The organism is Brevundimonas sp. SL130 (assembly GCF_026625805.1).
Classification (GTDB): Bacteria; Pseudomonadota; Alphaproteobacteria; order Caulobacterales; family Caulobacteraceae; genus Brevundimonas.
On the sequence record NZ_CP113064.1, the window covers coordinates 2,256,494 to 2,276,218 of the forward strand.

The following is a 19,725-nucleotide window of genomic DNA, read 5'->3' on the forward strand; positions in this document are numbered from 1 at the left end:
CCATCAGATCAGGCCATGGCCTTTCGGCAGTTCGGCGTAACGGTGGACCCGCGTCGCCATTACCAGACCGAAACCGATCATCACCGTCAGCATCACCGTGCCGCCGTTCGACAGCAGCGGCATGGGCACGCCGACAACGGGCGCCAGCCCCATCACCATGGCCCCGTTGATCAGCACATACATGGCGAAGGTGGCGATGACGCCCGAGGCCGCCAATCGCCCGAAATGACTATGGGACAGAGAGGCTATTCGAAGTGAAATCAATATGATGGCCGCATAGGCGGTCAACAGGAAGAAGGTACCGACAAAGCCGAACTCCTCCGCAAAGGCGGCGAAGATGAAGTCGGTGTGCCGCTCGGGCAGAAACTCCAGCTGGCTCTGACTGCCCAGGCCGTAGCCCTTGCCCAGCAACCCACCCGAACCCATGGCGATCTTCGATTGGACGATCTGATACCCCTTGTCCTCCATGTCGGCCTCAGGGTTCAGGAAGGTCAGAACCCGGTGCCGTTGATAGTCGTGCATGCCGAACAACACATAGGGCGGCACGGCGACGACGCCGATCGCGGCGACGGCGGCGATGATCTTCCAGTTCAGGCCCGCCATGAACATGATGGCGGCGCCGGTCAGACCGATCAGCATGGCCGAACCCAGGTCAGGCTGGTGCGCAACCAGGATAAACGGCAGGCCGATGATGCCGATGGGGACGATCAGCTTCCAGTGGAAGCTGGCCTCCTTGGCCGACGCGCCGTGATACCAGCGCGCCAGGGCCAGAACCACGCCGATCTTCATGATTTCGGACGGCTGGATACGGGTGAAGCCCAGGTCCAGCCACCGGGTGGCGCCCAGAGCCTCATATCCCAGCGGCGTCTCGACCAAGGCCAGCAGGAAGAGCGCCAGACCATAGACGGGATAGGCCAGACCGAACCAATAGCGGATGTTGATCATGGACAGGCCCAGCATCAGCACCAGGCAGATGCCGAACCGGATCAGATGCTTGGCCGCCCACGGCGACCAAGAGCCGCCTCCGACGGAATAGAGCATCATCGCCCCCGCCCCGCCGACGGCGCAGATGAGCAGCAGCAGACGCCAGTCGATCTGGCTGATCTTAGTCGAAAAGCGCTCGCGCTCGCCGGGACGGGACAGGGCGGAAGCGGTCATCAGCGCGGCTCGATCGGAGAAACAGGCGGCTCGGCGGCAAGGGGCTGCGGCGTCGCCTCAGCCACAACCGGCGGCTCGTCCAGGCTGGTCGGCTCGACAGGCTCCGGCTCCGGCGCCGGCGGTCGCTCCATGCGCGCGCGCATTTCGGGATCCTTCAGCAGGGCCACCTTCATCACCTCGCGCGCCCGCGGCGCCCCGGCGGTGCCCCCGCCCAGGCCCCCGTGCTGCACGATCACGGACACCGCATAGCGCGGATTGTCGGCAGGCGCGAAGGCGATGAACAGGTTGTGGTCCTTCTGGCCCCAGGGCCGGCCGGCCCCCTTGCGTGAGCCCGCGCCATAATTCTGCACCTGGGCCGTGCCGGTCTTGCCCGCCATGCGAATATCGCCCAGACCCAGCTGGCTATTTCTGAAGCCGGTGCCGCCGACGTCGGTCACGGCCTCCATGCCCTCGCGCATCACCTGCCCGAAGGCGGGATCATAGGGAAGATCGGCGAAGGTTCGGTCGGCGCCTTGCTCGACGCCTCCAATCGACTTGACCAAGCGCGGCATGACGGCCTTGCGACCATTGGCCAGTCGTGAAGCATAGACGGCCAGTTGCAAGGCGTTGACCGTCAGGGCCCCTTGTCCAATCCCATAGCTGGGCGTCTCGCCAGGATACCATTTACCGTCGCCCCGGACGGGATTTTCGCGCCGCCACTTGCGGTCGGGGACCAGGCCGGGCTTCTGGCCTGGTACGCCGATGTCAAAGGTCTGGCCGAAGCCCATTTCCCGCGCCGTCTCGGCGATGGCGTCCGGCCCCATCTCCACGGCCAGGGTCATGAAATAGACGTTGCAGGAGTTCTTGATCGCTTCCCGCATGTCTTGCGAGCCATGACGCCCCAGACAGGCGAACCGGCGTCCCAGATAATAGGAGCCGTTACAGACGATACGTCGGTTCGGGTCGCCTCCCCGCTTCAGGGCCGTGAGGCCGACCACGGGCTTGAAGGTCGAGCCCGGAGCGAAGGTTCCCGCCAGCGCCTTGTCCGTCAGCGGGCGGCGCTCATAGTCGCGCAACGCCGCATAGGTCTTGGACGGCACGCCGCCGACGAACAGGTTCGGATCGAACGAGGGCGCGGAGGTCATCGCCAGGATATCGCCATTGCGCACGTCCATCACGACGCAGGCGCCGGCCTCCTCACCGAACACTTCCAGCGCCCGGTTCTGGACATCGGCGTCCAGGGTTAAGACCACTTCCTGGCCTGGCACCGCAGGCCGCGACCCGCCGATATCCTCGGCCACCACCCGACCAAGGGCGTCCACCTCGACGCGATTGCCGCCCGGCTCGCCGCGCAGCGCTTCGTCCAGAGCCTTCTCCACGCCCTGGCGGCCGATGCGGAAGCTGGGGTTGAACAACAGCGGCGGCGGCGTTTCGCCCTTGTCCCGGATCGCCTTGATGTCGCGGTCATTGACCTTGGCCACATAGCCGATGACATGGGCGAACGACCCGCCGAACGGATAGTAGCGCGCGTCGTTCATGTCGGCCATGACGCCCGGCAGCTCGTTGGCGTACAGATTGACCTTGGCGAATTCTTCCCAGGTCAGGTCGCTCTTGACCGGGACCGGGTTGAACTTGGACGAGGCGTTGACGTCGCGAATGATGGCGCGGCGGCGCTCCAGGGTGTCGGGCAGCAACCGGCCCAGCAGGTCCAGCGTCTGGTCCAGATCCTTGGTCTCGTCGCGGACCACCAGCACCCGGAAACTGGGGCGGTTGCCGGCGATGACCACGCCGTTGCGATCCTTGATCAGGCCGCGCGGCGGCGGGACCATGCGGAAGTTGAACTGGTTCTGCGACGACAGGGTCGCATACTCCTGAGCCTGAACGACCTGAAGCTGGGCCAGCCGCCCGATCAGGGCCGTGATCCCCAATCCCGTCAGGCCGCCGAACACGAAGGTGCGGCGCAGGAAGGAGCCCTGGCGCTCGTTGACGTCGGCGAAGAAGATGGAGGGCTCGCCGCTCATCGGAACCGCGTATCCCCGTCGTCGAACCGTTCCAGCATCCAGTCGGCGATCGGATACAGGATCAGGGTGGGCGCAACTTGGCCGATCAGGGACAGGATCGACGGCGGATTGGCCGCCCGGATCGCCACAATGACATAGGCCGTCAGGAAGGCGCCCAGGGTGCAGGCGGCGTACCAGGCGAAGCGGACCAATCCCTCATGCCCCGCCAGCAGATTGCGCGACAACAGGATCACCGCATAGACGCCCATCAGGCACAATGGCCACAGCCCCAGAGGCCCGCCCCAGAACAGGTCCAGGAACAGGCCGAGGCCAAACAGCACAGCCGGCGCCGTCATCGACGGTCGGATCAGCGGCCAGGCGAAGGCCAGCACCATAGGAAACACCGGCTCGGGCAGGGTCAGGCCGAACAGTTCAACGGGGGTGGCGAAGACGATGGTGGCGGCGACCATCGCGAGCGCCGGATAGACGATCCACTGCAGAGGCCCGACGACGCGGACCGCGACCGGCCGTCTCACGTCACGCCCCCCGGGGTCGGCGCGGGCTCCGGCGGCGTGCGGGGCGAAATCTCGGCAGGGCGAACCGGAGCTGGACGCGCCGAATCTGGACGCGCTGGAACAGGTGCGGTGGCGGCGGCCCGCGCGCGATCCGACTGAGCCTGAGCCGCCGTCCGGCGACGCGCCGCCGCATCACCGATGGCGCCGGCGTCTTCCTCGCTGGGCGGCGGGGCCGTCGTCAGGCCGGCCAGAGGCGCTGCATTCAGCCCCTCGGGATCAATCAGCTGACTGAAATCCTGGAACAACAGCACACGGACATAGTCCACCGCGCCGCGATCGCTGAACAGCTTGACGCGCCAGCTGCCGTCTATGCCCTTGGCGGCGATGCCGATCGGGATGCCGCGCGGCAGACCGCCGCCATCGCCGGAGCTGAGGATACGGTCGCCCGCCTGCACCGATCCGGCGCCGCGCACGAACTCCAGCCGGGGATTGCCGCTGCCGTCGCCGGTCAGCATGGCCCGGGCGTCGGTGCGGTCCACCAGCACCGGCGTGCGCGAGGCGACGTCGGTCAGTTGGACCATGCGGCTGACCCCGCCGGTTACGCCGGTCACGCGGCCGACCAGGCCATGTTCGTTGATCACCGGATTGCCGATCCGCACGCCCTTGGCCGACCCGACGTCGATCAGTTTGGCGTTCTTGAACGGTCCCCGGCTCTCGGAAATCGCCCGCGCCGTCAGCATGGGCACCGCCGGTTCAGTCCGCAGACCCAACATGGTCTCATAGCGGCCGTTGATGTTCTTCAGGGCGATGGCCTGGTCGCGCCAAGGCTGTAGTTCCGCCAGTTCCGCCTTCAGCCGCCGGTTCTCCGACACGGCGAAGAAATAGCCGCCGACATAGTCGGTGACCGCGCCGACCCAGCGCACCGGCGCCGCCAGCACGCCGCTCACCGGCCCCGTCACTGTTTCCGTTGCGCCCCGCATCCCGCTATAGCCGGCGGCGCCGTCCGGCGCCGTGCGGTCGCTGACCAGCAGCAGGCCCGCCCCGATCATGCCCACGACAGCGACCACCGCGGCGGTCCAGGCCAGCGGCACCTTCAGGTTCTCAAAGGGGCCGTCGCGAAACGCCACGGGCGACCTTCCACATAAGGGGTTGGAATCGGCAAGGGGCCCTTGCCGTCTGCCTGCCTATCGCAAAATCGGGGCCGGAATGGAACCGTCGATCACGCAGGACTGAAAAGGATTTGCGGCCAGGCTTTCACCTGGCCGCGGATCGAAAATCACAGCGCCGAGTCGAGCACGCCCTTCATCCAGCGCGGATGTTCCAGCACGCGGCCGCAACCGATGGCGACGCACGACAGCGGATCGTCAGCCACCGAGACCGGCAGGCCCGTGTGGTCGCGGATTTCGATGTCCAGACCACGCAGCAAGGCGCCGCCGCCCGTCAGCATGATGCCCTTGTCGGCGATGTCGGCGGCCAGTTCCGGCGGGGTGGCTTCCAGCGCGACCTTCACGGCCTCGATGATCTGGGTGACCGGCTCGGCCAGGGCTTCGGCGGCCTGACGTTCCGAGATGCGGACCTCGCGCGGCACGCCCTGCATCAGGTCGCGACCCTTGACCTCGATCGACAGGCCTTCGCCGTCGGCCGGGATACGGGCGGTGCCGATGTCCTTCTTGATGCGCTCGGCGGTCGTCTCGCCGATCAGCAGATTATGGTTGCGACGCATATAGCTGATGATGCTGTCGTCCATCTTGTCGCCGCCGACGCGGACCGAACGCGAATAGACGATGCCCGACAGCGACAGGACGGCGACCTCGGTCGTGCCGCCGCCGATGTCGACGACCATCGAGCCGGTCGGCTCGTGAATCGGCAGGCCGGCGCCGATCGCGGCGGCCATCGGCTCGTCGATCAGACCCACGCGGCGCGCCGAGGCGTTCAGGCAGGAATCATTGATCGCGCGACGCTCGACCGCCGTGGCGCCGGACGGCACGCAGACGATGATCTTCGGGTTCACGAAGCCCTTGCGGTTATGCACCTTGCGGATGAAGTGTTTGATCATCTCTTCGGCGACTTCGAAGTCGGCGATGACACCGTCGCGCATGGGGCGAATGGCCTCCATGTGGCCGGGGGTGCGGCCCAGCATCTGCTTGGCCTCAATACCCACGGCGTGAACGATCTTGCGTCCGCCGACATTGCGCAGGGCCACGACCGAAGGCTCGTTCAGGACGATGCCCTTGCCCTTCATGTAGATCAGGGTGTTGGCGGTGCCCAGGTCCATCGCGATGTCGTTGGAGATCGCGCCGAAAAGGGAAAAGCTCATGGGAATCGATACCGTTTTTCTTTGACCGAGGGCGTCTGTTTCGCAGTTGACCTGGCGACGCCCCTGCTGCCCTGACATCCCCTTGCCGGACAGCTTCCTGATCGTCTTCGCCACGCCTACCGCTGGCTCGTGTGCCCGTATGAAACAGGGAATACAACCCCCTTCGCGTGACGGACCCCAGTTCACCCCCAACCCTGTATAAGCTTAGCGCGTGGGGGCGTTCACGTTAGCGTCATGACGGCATCGGGCCGACTGTGAAACATGCTGCCTTCGCGTGTCGCGCGATCAGTCCCCTCGCGCGACTTCGCGTCGCCTGACCCATTCCCGCACGCCCAACATGAGCCCAAGCCAGCCCAGGGCGACGCCCGCCAATATGGCCGAAGTCCAGACTCCATCCCCGCTAACCGCCGTCATGAAAGACCCGCCGAAGAAGGCCACCAAGGCTGTCTTGGGCAGCACCCCCAGAGCGCAACCGCTCAAAAAACCGGGAAACGACGCCCGCGCCGCGCCGAACGCCATATTGACGACGATGAAGGGGGCCGAGGGGACGTTGCGGATCATGAAACTGGCGTAGAAGGCGTTCTTGCCGACGAACCGGGTCAGCCGCCCGACCGTCTTGCCGCCGTGCCGTTCCAGCAGCCGCGCCGTCGGGCCGCGGCCCATCCAATAGGTGACGGCGGCCGAGGCGACCGTGGCGATCCAGCTGTACAGAAATCCGAACCACGGCCCGAAGGCCACGACGCAGGCGGCGATCAAGATGAACTGCGGCGCCCCGAAAAAGGCCGCGACCGTGAACACGATCACCGCCGCCGGCAGACCCCACGGCCCATGCCTGAACCCGCCCAGCCAGGCCTCCAGCCGCACCTCGGCGTCCAGGCCCAGCTGGCTCTTGCCCACGGCGAACAGGGCGATCATCGCGCCCAGCAACACAACGGTCGCCAGCACGGCGCGCCAGCGCCGCGCCTCCATGTTGGAGATGAAATCGAGGATCCAGCGCATCAGACGGGCCGCTTATCATCCTGTCTTGCGATTAGCGAGCGTCGGCGGATTGTCCCGGACGGCCTCCGCGCGTAAGGAACCCCGCCTTCCCCGGCACGAACCTTCCAAGATCGACGGGATACCCATGTCCAGCCTGCAATCTTCCGCCCTCGCCCGCGTCAAGCCTTCGGCCACCATCGCCGTGACCGCCCAGGCCCGGAAGCTTAAAGCCGAGGGTCGCGACGTGATCGGCCTCGGCGCCGGCGAGCCCGACTTCGACACCCCTGAGAATATCAAACAGGCCGCCATCGACGCGATCCATCGCGGCGAGACCAAATACACCGACGCCGACGGCATGCCCGAGCTGAAGAAGGCCATCGTGGCCAAGTTCGCCCGCGAGAACGGCCTGACCTATGACGTTTCGCAGATCCACGTCGCCCCCGGCGGCAAGCCGGTCATCTTCAACGCCCTGGTCGCCACCCTGAACCCCGGCGACGAGGTCATCGTGCCCGCCCCCTACTGGGTCTCCTATCCCGACATGGTCCTGCTGGCCGGCGGCGAGCCTGTGACCGTGATCGGCGAGGAGAAGGACGGCTTCAAGCTGCGCCCCGAGGTGCTGGAGGCCGCCATCACGCCCCGCACCAAGTGGCTGATCCTGAACAGCCCGTCCAACCCGACCGGCGCCGCCTATACCCAGGCGGAACTGCTGGCCCTGGCCGATGTCCTGCGTCGCCACCCCCACGTCTGGGTGCTGACCGACGACATGTACGAGCACCTCGTCTATGGCGATTTCGAATACACCACCATCGCCCAGGTCGCCCCGGACCTGATCGACCGCACCCTGACGGTCAACGGCGTGTCCAAGGCCTATGCCATGACCGGCTGGCGCATCGGCTACGCCGGCGGCCCAAAGCCGCTGATCGACCTGATGCGCAAGGTGGCCAGCCAGACCACCTCCAACCCCACCAGCATCAGCCAGTGGGCGGCGGTCGAGGCCCTGAACGGCACCCAGGACTTCATCCCCGAGCGCAAGGCCGCCTTCGAGAAACGCCGGGACCTGGTCGTCTCGATGCTGAACCAGGCGACCGGCCTCACCTGCGCGACGCCGGAGGGCGCCTTCTACGTCTATCCGTCCATCGCCGGTCTGATCGGCAAGACGACGGGATCGGGCGTGGTCATCGACGGCGATTCCACCTTCGCCGCCGAGCTGCTGAACGCCGAGGGCGTGGCCGTGGTCCAGGGCGAGGCCTTCGGCCTGTCGCCCTATTTCCGCATCAGCTACGCCACTTCCGACGCCGTGCTGGAAGAGGCCTGCACCCGCATCCAGCGCTTCGCGGCCTCGCTGCGATAGAAGCCGTGAAGAGTGCTAGTGAGCGAGAGGTGAGCTGAACCGCCAGCATGGCGCTCGACCGGCTCACCACTTGCTCACTAGCACTCCTCGCTCACCCAAACAGAAACGGCGGCCCCGCCAAGGAGCCGCCGTTTTTATTTCCAGCAATGCGCGCCCGATCAGGGCCGGCTGGCCATGCCCAGCTTGATCGGCTTGGCGTCCTCGGCCAGGGCGCCGCGCTTGACACCCCACAGCAGGATGATCGGCGCGCCGACATAGATGGACGAATAGGTGCCGACGATGATGCCGAACATCAGGGCGATGGAGAAGCCGTAGAGGGCCTCGCCCCCGAACACGGCCAGGGCGCCCAGCACCATGACGGCGGTCACGCCGGTGATGATGGTCCGCGACAGGGTCTCGTTCAGCGACAGGTCGATCACCTCGCGCAGAGGCATGGTCTTGTACTTGCGCAGGTTCTCGCGAAGCCGGTCGAACACCACCACAGTGTCGTTCATCGAATAGCCGATGACCGTCAGGATGGCGGCGACCATGTTCAGGCTGAACTCCAACCGGAACAGCACGATCAGGCCGAAGGTCAGGATCACGTCGTGCAGCAGGCCGATCACGGCGCCGAAGCCGAACTGCGGTTCGAACCGGAACCAGATGTAGAGGAACATCAGGCCGATGGCGACGCCCAGGGCCAGCAGACCCGAGGTGAACAGCTCGCCCGAGACCTTGGAGCCGACGACGCTGACGCCGGAATAGGACACCTCGCCAACCGTCTGGCTGATCGTGGTCTCGACCTGGTTGACCACCTGGGTCTGGTCGCGGCCTTCCGGCACCTGGAAGCGCAGGATGGCGGTCGAGCCGTCATCGACATTGGTGTCGCGGCGAGCGATGCCTTGAACCTGGACGTCGCCCAGGTTCAGGCCGTTTACCGCCTCACGCACATTGTCCAGCTGGATCACCTGACCGGCCGGCTTGGACACCTCCATCGAGGCGCCGCCCCGGAAGTCGATGCCCATGTTCAGGCCGGGAATGAAGCACGCCACGATCGAGGAGACGCACAGAACCACCGACAGCACCGCGGCGAACCGGGCGTATTTGACGAACTGGAAATTCGTCTTCTGCGGCAGCAGTTTGATGAAGGGCCATCCACGCATCGCCATCACTCCGCGATCGGCAGTTTTTTGGGCTTGGCGGTCTTGAGCCAGTAGGCCAGCAGCACCTGGGCCACCAGAACCGACGAGAACACCGAGGTGAAGACGCCGATGCTCAGCGTCCAGGCGAAGCCGCGCACCGGACCGGCGCCGAAGACGAACATGATCGCCGCCGCCACCAGGGTGGTGACGTTTGCGTCCAGGATCGTGCCCCAGGCCTTGTTGAAGCCGGCGTCCATGCTGGCGATGACGCTGCGGCCCGACCGGGCCTCGTCGCGCATCCGCTCATAGATCAGAACGTTGGCGTCCACGGCCACGGCGAAGGTCAGGATCAGACCGGCGATGCCCGGCAGGGTCAGGGTCGCCTGGGTCAGCGACATGGCCGCCACGATCAGCACCCCGTTCAGCACCAGGCCCACGACCGAGACGCCCCCGAACAGGAAGCCGTAGGCCAGGATCATGAACAGCACGATGATGCCGAAGCCCACGGCGGTGGACAGGGCGCCCGCCGCCACGGCGTCCGCGCCCAGTTCGGCGGTGACGGTCCGGCGTTCCTCGACGTTCAGCGGCGCCGGCAGGGCGCCCCCGTTCAGCAGGTTCACCAGGGTCGCGGCTTCCTGAATGGAGAAGCTGCCGGTGATCTGGCCCGAGCCGGTCGTGATCGCACTTTGGATCGTCGGCGCCGAGATGACCTTGCCGTCCAGGATGATGGCGAAGGGCTTGCCCAGGTTGTTGGCGGTGGCCTCGCCAAACCGGCGGGCGCCGGCGCCGTCGAAGCGGAAGTCGATGGCCGGGCGGCCGCTTTCGTCCGCGCCGACGCCGGCCCGGGTCAGGTTCTCACCCGACACCAGAACCCGCTTCTTGACCAGATAGGGCGTGCCCTGCTCGTCCATCAGCAGTTCAGCGTCAGGCGGCACGCGGCCGGCCTGGGCCTCGGTCACCGAATTCTCGCTGTCCACCATCTGGAAGGTCAGTTGGGCCGTCTGGCCGATGACCTCTTCCAGCTTGCGCGGATCGCTCTCGCCCGGCGCCTGGACCACGATCCGGTCGGCGCCTTGGCGGGTGATGGAGGGTTCGCGCGTGCCCAGGCTGTCGATCCGGCGGCGCACCACCTCGATCGACTGATCCACGGCGGTCGAGCCCATGCCGGCCAGGGCCGTGTCCGTATAGGCGAAGCGGATGCGGTCGCCGCCGATGCGGGTCGCCGTCCGCTCGACCTGGCCCGACGGTCCCGCCGCCCCGGCCAGTTGGCGCAGGGCTTCGAAGGCCGCCGTCTGCTGTCCCGGATTGGCCAGGGTGACGATCACGCCGCCGGCTTCACGCTGGAAGCCGCTGGTGGAGACGCCCTCGCCGTTCAGCGTGACCCGCACATCCTCGATCAGGTTGGCGACACGCTTCTCGCGCATCGCCGCCACATCGACCTCAAGCAGCAGATACGATCCGCCCTGTAGATCCAGCCCCAGGTTCAGGGCGTTCTTCGGCAGCCAGCCGGGCATGGCCTCCCGCTGAGCCGGACTCAGCAGGTTGGGGAAGGCCAGCAGGCAGCCCAGGATCGCCGAAACGACGACGAGAATGACTTTCCAGCGCGACAGCTGAATCATGAGGACAGTCCAGGTTCAGCGATACGCTTCGGGTCTCAGGCCTTGGAGTCGTTGGCGGCGATGGCGGTGCGGTTGCGCACCTCGGCGATCATCGTCTTGACGACGCGCACATTGACGCTGGGGGCGATCTCGACATTGACCTCGCCCTCTTCGACGCGGGTCACCTTGCCGATGGTGCCGCTGGACAGCACGACCGTGTCGCCGCGCTTCACGGCGGCGATGGCGGCCGCATGTTCCTTGGCGCGCTTCTGCTGCGGACGGATCAGCAGGAAGTAGAACAGGATGAAGATGGCGACGATCGGCAGGAACTGCATGATCACGGCCATCATGCCGCCGTCAGCTGGGGCGTTCATGGGGTCTCTCCGAACACAAAGGGGGGCTGCCCTCGTCGGCGCCCCATTAAAACGAGGCGCGGAACCTAGGGCCGCGCTTCGCGGATTGCAACGCGGCTAGAGCCTGATCGTCGTGGGCGAAAGCGCGCAGCTCCCAAGTCCGGCTAAGACCACGGCGTGAATCAGGCTCCTGAACGGCCGTCAGCGTGGCAATACGGTCAGCGGATCGACCGCAACGGGGTCGTCGCCGCGCATCTGGCGGGTCTCGAAGTGGATTGAGGGGCGTCCGTCGCCGGCCGTCAGGCCCACGGTGCCGATCTGTTGGCCCGCCCGCACATCGTCGCCGTCCTTGACCGTGGCCGAGCCCAGATGGCCGTAAACCGTGCGCCAGCCGCCGTTGTGGACGATCAGCACCGTCAGACCCTGCCCCACCAGATCGTCGCCGACATAGGCCACTCGCCCGCCGGCGGCGGCCACGACCGAGGCGCCGGCCGAGGCGCCGATATTGACGCCGTTGTTGCGCTCGCCCATGCCCACCGGGCCGAACCGGCGCAGGACGTCGCCGCGCACCGGCCATTGCAGGGCGATGGGGCCGCCCGCGATAGGCGTCGTCGATGGAGTGACGCTGACCGGCGGACGCGCCGGGCTATCGACCGGTCGCGTCTGGGCCGGCAGGGCGGCATTGCCCGAGGGCGGCGGCGGCGGCGGAACCACCCCGGTATTCGGCACCAGGACCCCCGCCGGCGAAGGACCGGTGGCGTAGGGATCACGCCCCGTATCCACGGCGGCGTCGGGCAGGATGATTCTCTGACCCGTCGTGATCGCCCCGCGCGGGCCCAGGCCGTTCAGGTCGATCAGGGTCTGGACCGGCGTCTGGAACCGGCGGCCGACGCCGGAGATGGTGTCGCCCGGCTGGATCACATAGGCGGCGCCCGGCGTCACCACGGCGGACGGCGGGGTCGGATAGGTCGGCTGGGCCGGCGTCGCCGAAATCGGCGGCGGCAGGGCTCCGCCCACCACAGACCCGACCGGGGCCGTCACCGGCGGCTGCTGATACGGCTGGGCGGGGGTCTGGGGCTGGGCCGGCAGGGGATAGGCGCCCTGCCCCGCCGGCGTCGGTCGCGTCGAATACTGCGGCTCGGACGGATAGGTCATACAGGCCGCCGCACTCAGCGACGCCCCCGCGATCACAGTCGCTCTCATCCAGCCCGAAATCACCGCCACCGGCCGCTCCTCACATGGTTAAATCCGCCCGCCCGGTGTGCCCGCTCGCGCCGCCCAAGCCAAGCCCGCAATCATCGCCAAAGTGGGGCGGGAAGGTTAACGGGCGTCCAGAACCCCCGCTTGCGGGTGAAACACCTCACCCCTCCTTCGCCGTCCCCTCGACCAGGGGCACGAACCGCACCTCCGTCAGGCTCTCGCGGTGGAACGCCCCGTCGCCCTGTCCGACATAGCGGTGCAGCATCTGCACCGAGGTCCGGCCCACGGGCGCGACCAGCACCCCGTTCGGCTTCAGTTGTTTCAACAGTTCGGTCGGCTCGCCCGGCGAGGCCGCCGTCACCATGATCCGGTCGAAGGGCGCCTGCTCGACCCAGCCCAGGCCGCCGTCGCCGTGTTTGGTGATGACATTATCGATCTCCAGCGTTCGCAGCTTGGCCTCGGCCTCGACCAGCAGGCTGCGATACCGCTCCACCGAATAGACATAGCGCGCCAGCCGGCTCAGCACCGCGCACTGGTATCCGCTGCCGGTGCCGATCTCCAGCACCCGGTGGCGAGGCTGGACGTCCAGGGCCTGGGTCATCAGGCCGACGATATAGGGCTGACTGATGGTCTGGGCGCAGTCGATGGGCAGGGCCTGGTCTTCCCAGGCCTGGTCCAGGAATTTCTCGTGCACGAAGACCGCGCGGTCGATGCTCTCCATCGCGGCCAGCACCCGGGGATCCGTCACCCCCTGCTGGCGCAGCGACAGGATCAGCCGTCCGGCGCGGTCGTCGTGCAGGTTCATTGTCCTCCCCCCCTGGGGGAGGGGGACCGCGACGCCCTTGCGTCGTGGTGGAGGGTGCGCGAGACAGCCGGCCTCATCACGCAGCGCGCTCCGTCTTCTTCGGCGGCGCCCCGCCCAGCACCTTCTTCAGGTCATGGACGCTGGCCATATGGGTCAGGTCGATGTGCAGCGGCGTGACCGAGATCCGCCCCGCCTCGATGGCCCTCAGGTCGGTGCCCTCGGCATGCTCCTGCTTCTCGCCGCGGAAGCTCATCCAGTAATAGTCGCGCCCGCGCAGGTCGGTGCGTCGCACCGCATGCATTTCGCCCACGTCGCGGAAGCCCTGGGTCGTCACCTCGATCTGCTCCACCCGTTCCGGCGGCAGGTTGGGGAAGTTGAGGTTCATCACCACCCCATTGGCCCATTTCTGGTCCAGCAGCTTGGTGATGATGGCCGGCGCAAAGGCCTCGGCCGTCTCCCAGTGGGCGACCACCTCGTCATGGAACCGTTCCAGGCTCTGGCTCAGGGCGATGGAGCGGATGCCGAAGGCCATGCCTTGAAGCGCGCCCGCCACCGTGCCGGAATAGCTGACGTCCTCGCCGATATTATGGCCCCGGTTCACGCCGGACAGCACCAGGTCCGGCCGTTCCGGCATCAGGTCATTGACCGCCAGCACGACACAGTCGGTCGGCGTCCCCGTCACCGCGAACCGTTTCTCGCCCAGTTTATGCACTCGCAGCGGCTCGCTCAGGGTGATGCCCCGTCCCTTGGCCGACTGTTCGACGGCGGGCGCGCACACCCAGATGTCGTCGCTCAGCGTCCGCGCGATCCGCTCAAGGGATTCAAGACCTTCCGCCTCGATCCCGTCGTCGTTTGTCAGGAGGATTCTCATGCCGCAACGCTCCCTTCTCCCGTTGGGAGAAGGTGGCCCGCAGGGCCGGATGAGGGACCGCCGGTGGGCCAGTCCGCACCACCGTGCCCCTCACCCTTTCGCGCAAGGACGACGGCTTGCGCCGCCGTGCGCTCAAGCCCTCTCCCCATGGGAGAGGGGCTCACTTGGCCGCTCCCACGAATTCCAGACCACCCATATACGGCTGCAACACCATCGGCACCGCGATCCGCCCATCCTCCTGCTGATAGTTCTCCATGATCGCCACCAGCGTCCGGCCGACCGCCAGCCCCGACCCGTTTAGCGTATGGACGAACTCGGTCTTCTTCTCGCCGGCCCGCTTGAACCGCGCCTCCATCCGCCGCGCCTGGAAGTCCCCGCAGTTCGAGCAGCTGCTGATCTCGCGATAGGTCCCCTGGCTGGGCAGCCAGACCTCCAGGTCGAAGGTCTTCTGGGCCGAAAAGCCCATGTCGCCCTTGCACAGCAGCATCCGCCGGAACGGCAGCTCCAGCGCCTTCAGCACCGCCTCGGCGCAGGCCGTCATCCGCTCGTGCTCGGCGTCGGAGTCTTCCGGCCGCGCGATCGACACCATCTCGACCTTGGAGAACTGGTGCTGACGGATCAGCCCGCGCGTATCCCGCCCCGCCGACCCCGCCTCGGCCCGGAAGCAGGGCGTCAGCGCCGTCATCCGCATCGGCGTGGCGAGGTCGTCCTCGGACAGGATGGTGTCGCGCACGAGGTTGGTCAGGGAGACTTCGGCGGTGGGGATGAGCCAATGATGAGTACGGTTTTTCAACTGCTCAAGAATATAGTCTAGCTGTCCCTGCACCACAGCAGGGTCTTCGCTGCTGCCCTGAGGCGCTGCCTTCAGCCAAACATCTTGTTCGATCACGCTCGACGCATTGAACAGATCGTCGGCAAACTTCGGCAACTGCCCCGTGCCGAACATCGCCTCGTCCCGCACCAGCAGCGGCGGGTTCACTTCCAGATAGCCGTGCTGATCCGTCTGCAAATCCAGCATGAACTGACCCACGGCCCGTTCCAGCCGGGCCAGTTGGCCCTTCAGCACCGCGAACCGGGCGCCCGACATCTTCGCCGCCGCTTCGAAGTCCAGCATGCCCAGGGCCTCGCCCAGGTCGGCGTGATCCTTGGCCGGGCCGCCCTCGCGGGGCGCACCCCAGCGCGAGACCTCGACATTGCCCGCCTCGTCCTCGCCGTCCGGCACATCCTCGGCCGCCAGGTTCTTCAACCCCGCCAGCAGGTCGCGCAGTTCCTTGCCGACGCGCGCCTCGATCTCGGCGGCCGCCGCGATGTCGCCCTTCAGGGCCTCGACCTCGGCCTTCAGCCGGTCGGCCTCGGCCATGTCCTTCTTGCCCATGGCGGCGCCGATCAGCTTGGAGGCGGCGTTGCGCTTGGCCAGGGCGTCCTGGCCCGTGGTCTGGGCGTGGCGCAGTTCGGCGTCCAGCCGCAGGATGTCCGCCACCAGCCCGTCCGGCTCGTCCACCCCGCGCGACGACCAGCCCGCGACGTAAACCTGGGGGTTCTCGCGAATGGCTCGGATATCGTGCATGGTCTGGAACTTCGGCTGGGCGGGAGAAGCCGAACGCTCTACCCGCCCACGCGGAGTCGGGCAACGCCTCTCCTCCCCCCTTTGGGGGAGGTGGGTCGACGCGCAGCGGCGAGCCGGAGGGGGCAAGTCCGCCCAGCCCCCAACCATCAATGGCGCGAATCCCTCCGCCCCCCTATCTTCCCCCTCCCATGCCCATCCGCCGCCTCTCCCCCGAAACCGTCAACCGCATCGCCGCCGGCGAGGTGGTTGAGCGGCCGGCCAGCGCCATCAAGGAACTGGTCGAGAACGCCCTAGATGCGGGCGGCCGCAATATCGAGATCCAGGCCGACGGCGGCGGCCTGTCGCGCATCCTGATCGCCGACGACGGCAAGGGCATCCCGAAAGACGAGCTGCCCCTGGCCATCGAGCGCCACGCCACGTCCAAGCTGGAGCCCGACGACGCCGGTGATGTGGACCTGTTGCGCATCCATACCTTGGGCTTCCGGGGCGAGGCCCTGCCCTCCATCGGCTCGGTCGCCCGCCTGTCGATCACCACCCGGTCGCGTGACGAGGCCGAAGCCTGGGTCATCCAGGTCGAGGGCGGCGCGACCCGTCCCCTGGCCCCCGCCCCCTTCCCCGGCCCGCACGGCGCGCGGGTCGAGGTGCGCGACCTCTTCTACGCCACCCCCGCCCGGCTCAAGTTCATGAAGTCCGAACGGGCCGAGGCCATGGCCATTTCGGAAGAGATCAAACGCCAGGCCATGGCGCACGAGGCCGTCGCCTTCACCCTGTCGCTGGACGGCAAGGTCGCCTTGCGCCTGCCCGCCGAACACCCCGGCGACGAGGGCCGGCTGAAACGGCTGTCCGCCCTGCTGGGCCGCGACTTCGAGGCCAACGCCCTGCTGATCGATCAGGCGCGGGACGGGGTGCGCCTGACGGGCTACGCCGGCCTGCCCACCTATTCGCGCGGCAATGCGGCGCATCAGTATCTGTTCGTCAACGGCCGCCCGGTGAAGGACCGGCTGCTGCAAGGGGCCCTGCGCGGCGCCTATGCCGACTTTCTGGCCAGGGACCGGCACCCGGCCGCCGTCCTGTTCCTGGACATCGACCCGCTGTACGTGGACGTCAACGTCCACCCCGCCAAGGCCGAGGTCCGGTTCCGCGATCCGGCCCTGGTGCGTGGCCTGATAGTCGGCGCCCTGAGGCATGCGCTCCACGCCGCCGGCCACCGCGCCTCCACCACCGTCGCCGCCGACGCGATGGCGGGCTTCCAGCCCCACACCGGCGTCACCACCGGACCGGCCTACAGCCCCAGTTCCCCGTCGGCACAGGGGTTCAGCGGCTGGACCGGCTGGTCCCAGCCCGCCGCCGCCGCCCAGGTCCTGCCCGGCCTCAACGAACGCAGCGCCCGCGTCGAACCCAGCTGGGACGGCCCCGCCTGGCCTCAGCCGTCAGCTGCACACGACCCGTCCGCTCACGACTCACGACTCACTAGTCACCCCACGCCCCAAGACCCCCTCGACTACCCCCTCGGCGCCGCGCGGGGCCAACTCCACGCCAACTATATCGTGGCCCAGACCCGCGACGGCCTAGTCATCGTCGATCAGCACGCCGCCCACGAGCGGCTGGTCTATGAGCGGATGAAGGCCCAGATGGCCGAGGGGTCCGTGACCCGTCAGGCCCTGCTGACGCCCGAGGTGGTCGATCTGGACCCGGCCGAGGCCGAACGCGTCGCCTCGCGCGCCGAGGAACTGGCCGAGATGGGCCTGATCGTCGAGGCCTTCGGCGCCGGCGCCGTCCTGGTGCGCGAGACCCCGGCCATGTTGGGCGACACGGACGTGCAAGGGTTGATCCGCGACATCGCCGACGACTTGGCCGAACACGGCCTGGCCCTGTCGCTCAAGGAACGCCTCGCCGCCATCTGCGGCACCATGGCCTGCCACGGCAGCGTCCGCTCCGGCCGCATCCTCACCGCCCCCGAAATGAACGCCCTGCTCCGCCAGATGGAGGCCACCCCGCATTCGGGCCAGTGCAACCACGGCCGGCCGACCTATGTGGAGCTGAAGCTGCACGATCTAGAGAAGCTGTTCGGGCGGCGGTGAAGGCTGAGCCTTCGCCATAACCCGCCGCCCGTCCTCCCCGCGACGCCCTATTCCAGGACCGACTTCAGCCAGCCATAGGCTTCCTGAACATCATAGTCGCCGCTGTGAGGCGTCATCCACGGCGTGGCGAAATTCACCTGTTTGACGTCCGCGTCGCCCGCCGCAGCCCGTGACAGGACCACCCCCACCGTAAAGCCGGTGTCGCGGTCGATCATCCCATGCCGGACATACCAGAAGGGGGCCGCCGCCGCCGTAGGCTGACCGAGATAGGTCAGGGGATCGATCAATCGGACCTGGTCCGCCAGTCCCGCTCCAGGTCCAGCGGTCCACTCCGACCAGCTCATGCCCGTGTCGTCGGGGCCGGAACCGTCGCCCGCGACCGTATTGTTCGCCCAGCCGTAGGGCGTGAAGTTCGAATAGGATTGATCGGCCGCCCCGAACAGGGTGTTTTCTCCGTCCGCGCCGTTGCCGGTGTTGCCGGTGCGGTCAAACGCCGGCACCGGCTTCAAGGCCGCCGTCTTGGCGACGAAGCGCAGGAAGTTCGCCAGATCGAGGCGCGTCACCTTGCCGTCGGCGACCTCAAGCCAGTCGTTCGCGATCTCCACCTGGCGGCCGCCCCCAGGCCCAAATCCACGCAGGGTGATCTGGAAATCATCGCCCAGGGCCGGAACGGCGCCGCCGGCGGCGATATGGCGTTCGACCTCCAGCGCCACCTGTCGCGCGACCGCTTCCGGCATGGTCGCCGTCGTCAGGGAGCGACCGTCGGCCAGAGTGAGCTCCAGGCCCGCCAAATAGGCGGGATAGCCGGCGGCCAGCTCTGCGGACGCCGCCGCCTGCGCCGCGCCCCACACGCCCCCCGCCGTCGTCTCTGGAGCGCGCACATCGCGATAGAGCCATTCATAGGCCATGTCCGCATGGCCCAGATCAGTGATCGGGCAATAGGCGATCACGGCGAACACCCGGTCGGACAAGGTGCTGCGTCCGTCGGCCGCCACCCCGGCCGCGCCGATCTCAGTCAGGAAAGGCAGGAAATCTCGACTGTCGCCAGAGGCGGCGACCACGGCCGACAACCCGCCGCCGCCCGACGTGCCGGTCACCACGATCCGCTCGGCCGACCCCGCCAGCGCACCGTCATTCAGGCGCAGCCAGCGGATGGCCGCCTTCGTATCGACGACCGCCGCCGGCGCGTGGCCGGGGAATCCTCCATCCGCGCCGACCAGACCCCGCCCCCGTGTCCCGACATCGACATAGACATAGCCGGCGGCCAGGGCCGCGCCCGCCTTGTCGGTGTCGCTGGTGGAGGAATAGACCCCGCCGTCCGTAATCCCCGCCCTCAGCTCGCTGGCGAACCAGCCGGCGTTGTTGACGTTCAGGATGATCGCCGCCGTCTCGCTCGCCCCCTCCGGCACGAAGACGTACAGCGACTGATAGGTCAGCGGATCCTGAAGCGTCTGGCTGGCGGCGCCCGACGGGCTGCCGCCCGGCCCCATCTTCCGGCTCGGTTGCTCAGCCGCCAAGGCCACAGGCTTGGCGACATAGGTCGCCCGATAACGCCGCACCATCAGGGGCGCCCCGTCCACCGTAACCGTGATCCGCGTGTAGGCTGTTGGATCCAGACGCAGCGCAGCATCGAACCCGCCGTTTGCGGGGGCCTGGGTCTGGCTCTGCATCTGGCCTTGCGCGGGGGTGTCAGGCTGAGCGAGGGCCGCGCCCGACCAAAGCGCCAAGCCGGTCGCCAGCGAGGAGACGAGCGCGCGACGAATAGGGGACATTTTTGACCGAGCCTGTGGCTGTTCGACCGCCACCCTATAGTCAGACCGCCCAAAGTAAA

The 19,725-nt window shown here is 67.5% G+C and carries 16 protein-coding genes; 2 read left to right on the forward strand and 14 right to left on the reverse strand.

The features are described from left to right. Positions 1 to 3: 3 nt before the first annotated feature. From rodA to OU998_RS11040, 6 genes are all read right to left on the reverse strand, one after another. A complete protein-coding gene (gene rodA, locus OU998_RS11015; protein ID WP_267513528.1) occupies positions 4 to 1,158 on the reverse strand; it encodes a rod shape-determining protein RodA in 1,155 nt (384 codons plus the stop codon). Then, positions 1,158 to 3,158 carry a penicillin-binding protein 2 gene (gene mrdA / locus OU998_RS11020; RefSeq protein ID WP_267513529.1) on the reverse strand — a complete coding sequence of 667 codons (2,001 nt, stop codon included), beginning with the start codon at positions 3,156 to 3,158 and terminating at the stop codon, positions 1,158 to 1,160. The genes rodA and mrdA overlap by 1 nt, the downstream gene beginning before the upstream one ends. Then, entirely contained in the window at positions 3,155 to 3,673 is a 519-nt protein-coding gene (locus tag OU998_RS11025; RefSeq protein ID WP_267513530.1) for a hypothetical protein, read from the reverse strand. The genes mrdA and OU998_RS11025 overlap by 4 nt, the downstream gene beginning before the upstream one ends. Further along, on the reverse strand, positions 3,670 to 4,779 hold the full coding sequence (mreC, locus tag OU998_RS11030) for a rod shape-determining protein MreC (protein WP_267513531.1): 1,110 nt from the start codon (positions 4,777 to 4,779) through the stop codon (positions 3,670 to 3,672). Before mreC ends, OU998_RS11025 begins: the two co-directional genes overlap by 4 nt. A gap of 149 nt (positions 4,780 to 4,928) precedes the next feature. Next, positions 4,929 to 5,969, reverse strand: coding sequence for a rod shape-determining protein (locus OU998_RS11035; protein WP_008260883.1), 1,041 nt, complete (start codon positions 5,967 to 5,969; stop codon positions 4,929 to 4,931). A 285-nt stretch (positions 5,970 to 6,254) separates the two neighbouring features. Further along, positions 6,255 to 6,968 (reverse strand): TVP38/TMEM64 family protein, encoded by a 714-nt coding sequence (locus OU998_RS11040; protein WP_267513533.1) that lies wholly within the window; start codon positions 6,966 to 6,968, stop codon positions 6,255 to 6,257. A 124-nt stretch (positions 6,969 to 7,092) separates the two neighbouring features. On the opposite strand from OU998_RS11040, the gene OU998_RS11045 reads away from it, so the two are divergent. Next, complete coding sequence (locus tag OU998_RS11045; RefSeq protein WP_267513535.1) at positions 7,093 to 8,298, forward strand: pyridoxal phosphate-dependent aminotransferase; 1,206 nt, start codon at positions 7,093 to 7,095, stop codon at positions 8,296 to 8,298. 158 nt (positions 8,299 to 8,456) lie between these two features. On the opposite strand, the gene secF is transcribed toward OU998_RS11045, so the two are convergent. The 7 genes from secF to serS all read right to left on the reverse strand — a co-directional run bounded on the left by secF (position 8,457) and on the right by serS (position 15,813). Continuing rightward, a complete protein-coding gene (gene secF, locus OU998_RS11050; RefSeq protein WP_267513536.1) occupies positions 8,457 to 9,446 on the reverse strand; it encodes a protein translocase subunit SecF in 990 nt (329 codons plus the stop codon). Beyond that, positions 9,446 to 11,038 (reverse strand): protein translocase subunit SecD, encoded by a 1,593-nt coding sequence (gene secD, locus OU998_RS11055; RefSeq protein ID WP_267513539.1) that lies wholly within the window; start codon positions 11,036 to 11,038, stop codon positions 9,446 to 9,448. Before secD ends, secF begins: the two co-directional genes overlap by 1 nt. A 35-nt stretch (positions 11,039 to 11,073) precedes the next feature. After that, positions 11,074 to 11,391 carry a preprotein translocase subunit YajC gene (yajC, locus tag OU998_RS11060; protein WP_267513540.1) on the reverse strand — a complete coding sequence of 106 codons (318 nt, stop codon included), beginning with the start codon at positions 11,389 to 11,391 and terminating at the stop codon, positions 11,074 to 11,076. A gap of 180 nt (positions 11,392 to 11,571) precedes the next feature. Continuing rightward, positions 11,572 to 12,594 carry a peptidoglycan DD-metalloendopeptidase family protein gene (locus OU998_RS11065; protein ID WP_267513542.1) on the reverse strand — a complete coding sequence of 341 codons (1,023 nt, stop codon included), beginning with the start codon at positions 12,592 to 12,594 and terminating at the stop codon, positions 11,572 to 11,574. A 136-nt stretch (positions 12,595 to 12,730) separates the two neighbouring features. Continuing rightward, on the reverse strand, positions 12,731 to 13,375 hold the full coding sequence (locus OU998_RS11070) for a protein-L-isoaspartate(D-aspartate) O-methyltransferase (protein ID WP_267513544.1): 645 nt from the start codon (positions 13,373 to 13,375) through the stop codon (positions 12,731 to 12,733). Between the two features lie 76 nt (positions 13,376 to 13,451). Next, the gene (gene surE / locus OU998_RS11075) at positions 13,452 to 14,246 is read right to left on the reverse strand and encodes a 5'/3'-nucleotidase SurE (RefSeq protein WP_267513545.1); all 795 of its coding nucleotides are present in this window, start codon (positions 14,244 to 14,246) and stop codon (positions 13,452 to 13,454) included. Positions 14,247 to 14,406: 160 nt separating this feature from the next. Then, positions 14,407 to 15,813: a serine--tRNA ligase gene (gene serS / locus OU998_RS11080; protein ID WP_267513546.1), complete on the reverse strand. Its 1,407-nt coding sequence runs from the start codon at positions 15,811 to 15,813 to the stop codon at positions 14,407 to 14,409. Positions 15,814 to 16,001: 188 nt separating this feature from the next. Between serS and mutL the strand changes: the two genes are divergently transcribed. Beyond that, positions 16,002 to 17,894, forward strand: coding sequence for a DNA mismatch repair endonuclease MutL (mutL, locus tag OU998_RS11085; protein ID WP_267513547.1), 1,893 nt, complete (start codon positions 16,002 to 16,004; stop codon positions 17,892 to 17,894). A gap of 47 nt (positions 17,895 to 17,941) precedes the next feature. On the opposite strand, the gene OU998_RS11090 is transcribed toward mutL, so the two are convergent. Then, positions 17,942 to 19,666 carry a subtype B tannase gene (locus OU998_RS11090; protein ID WP_267513548.1) on the reverse strand — a complete coding sequence of 575 codons (1,725 nt, stop codon included), beginning with the start codon at positions 19,664 to 19,666 and terminating at the stop codon, positions 17,942 to 17,944. Positions 19,667 to 19,725: the final 59 nt, after the last annotated feature.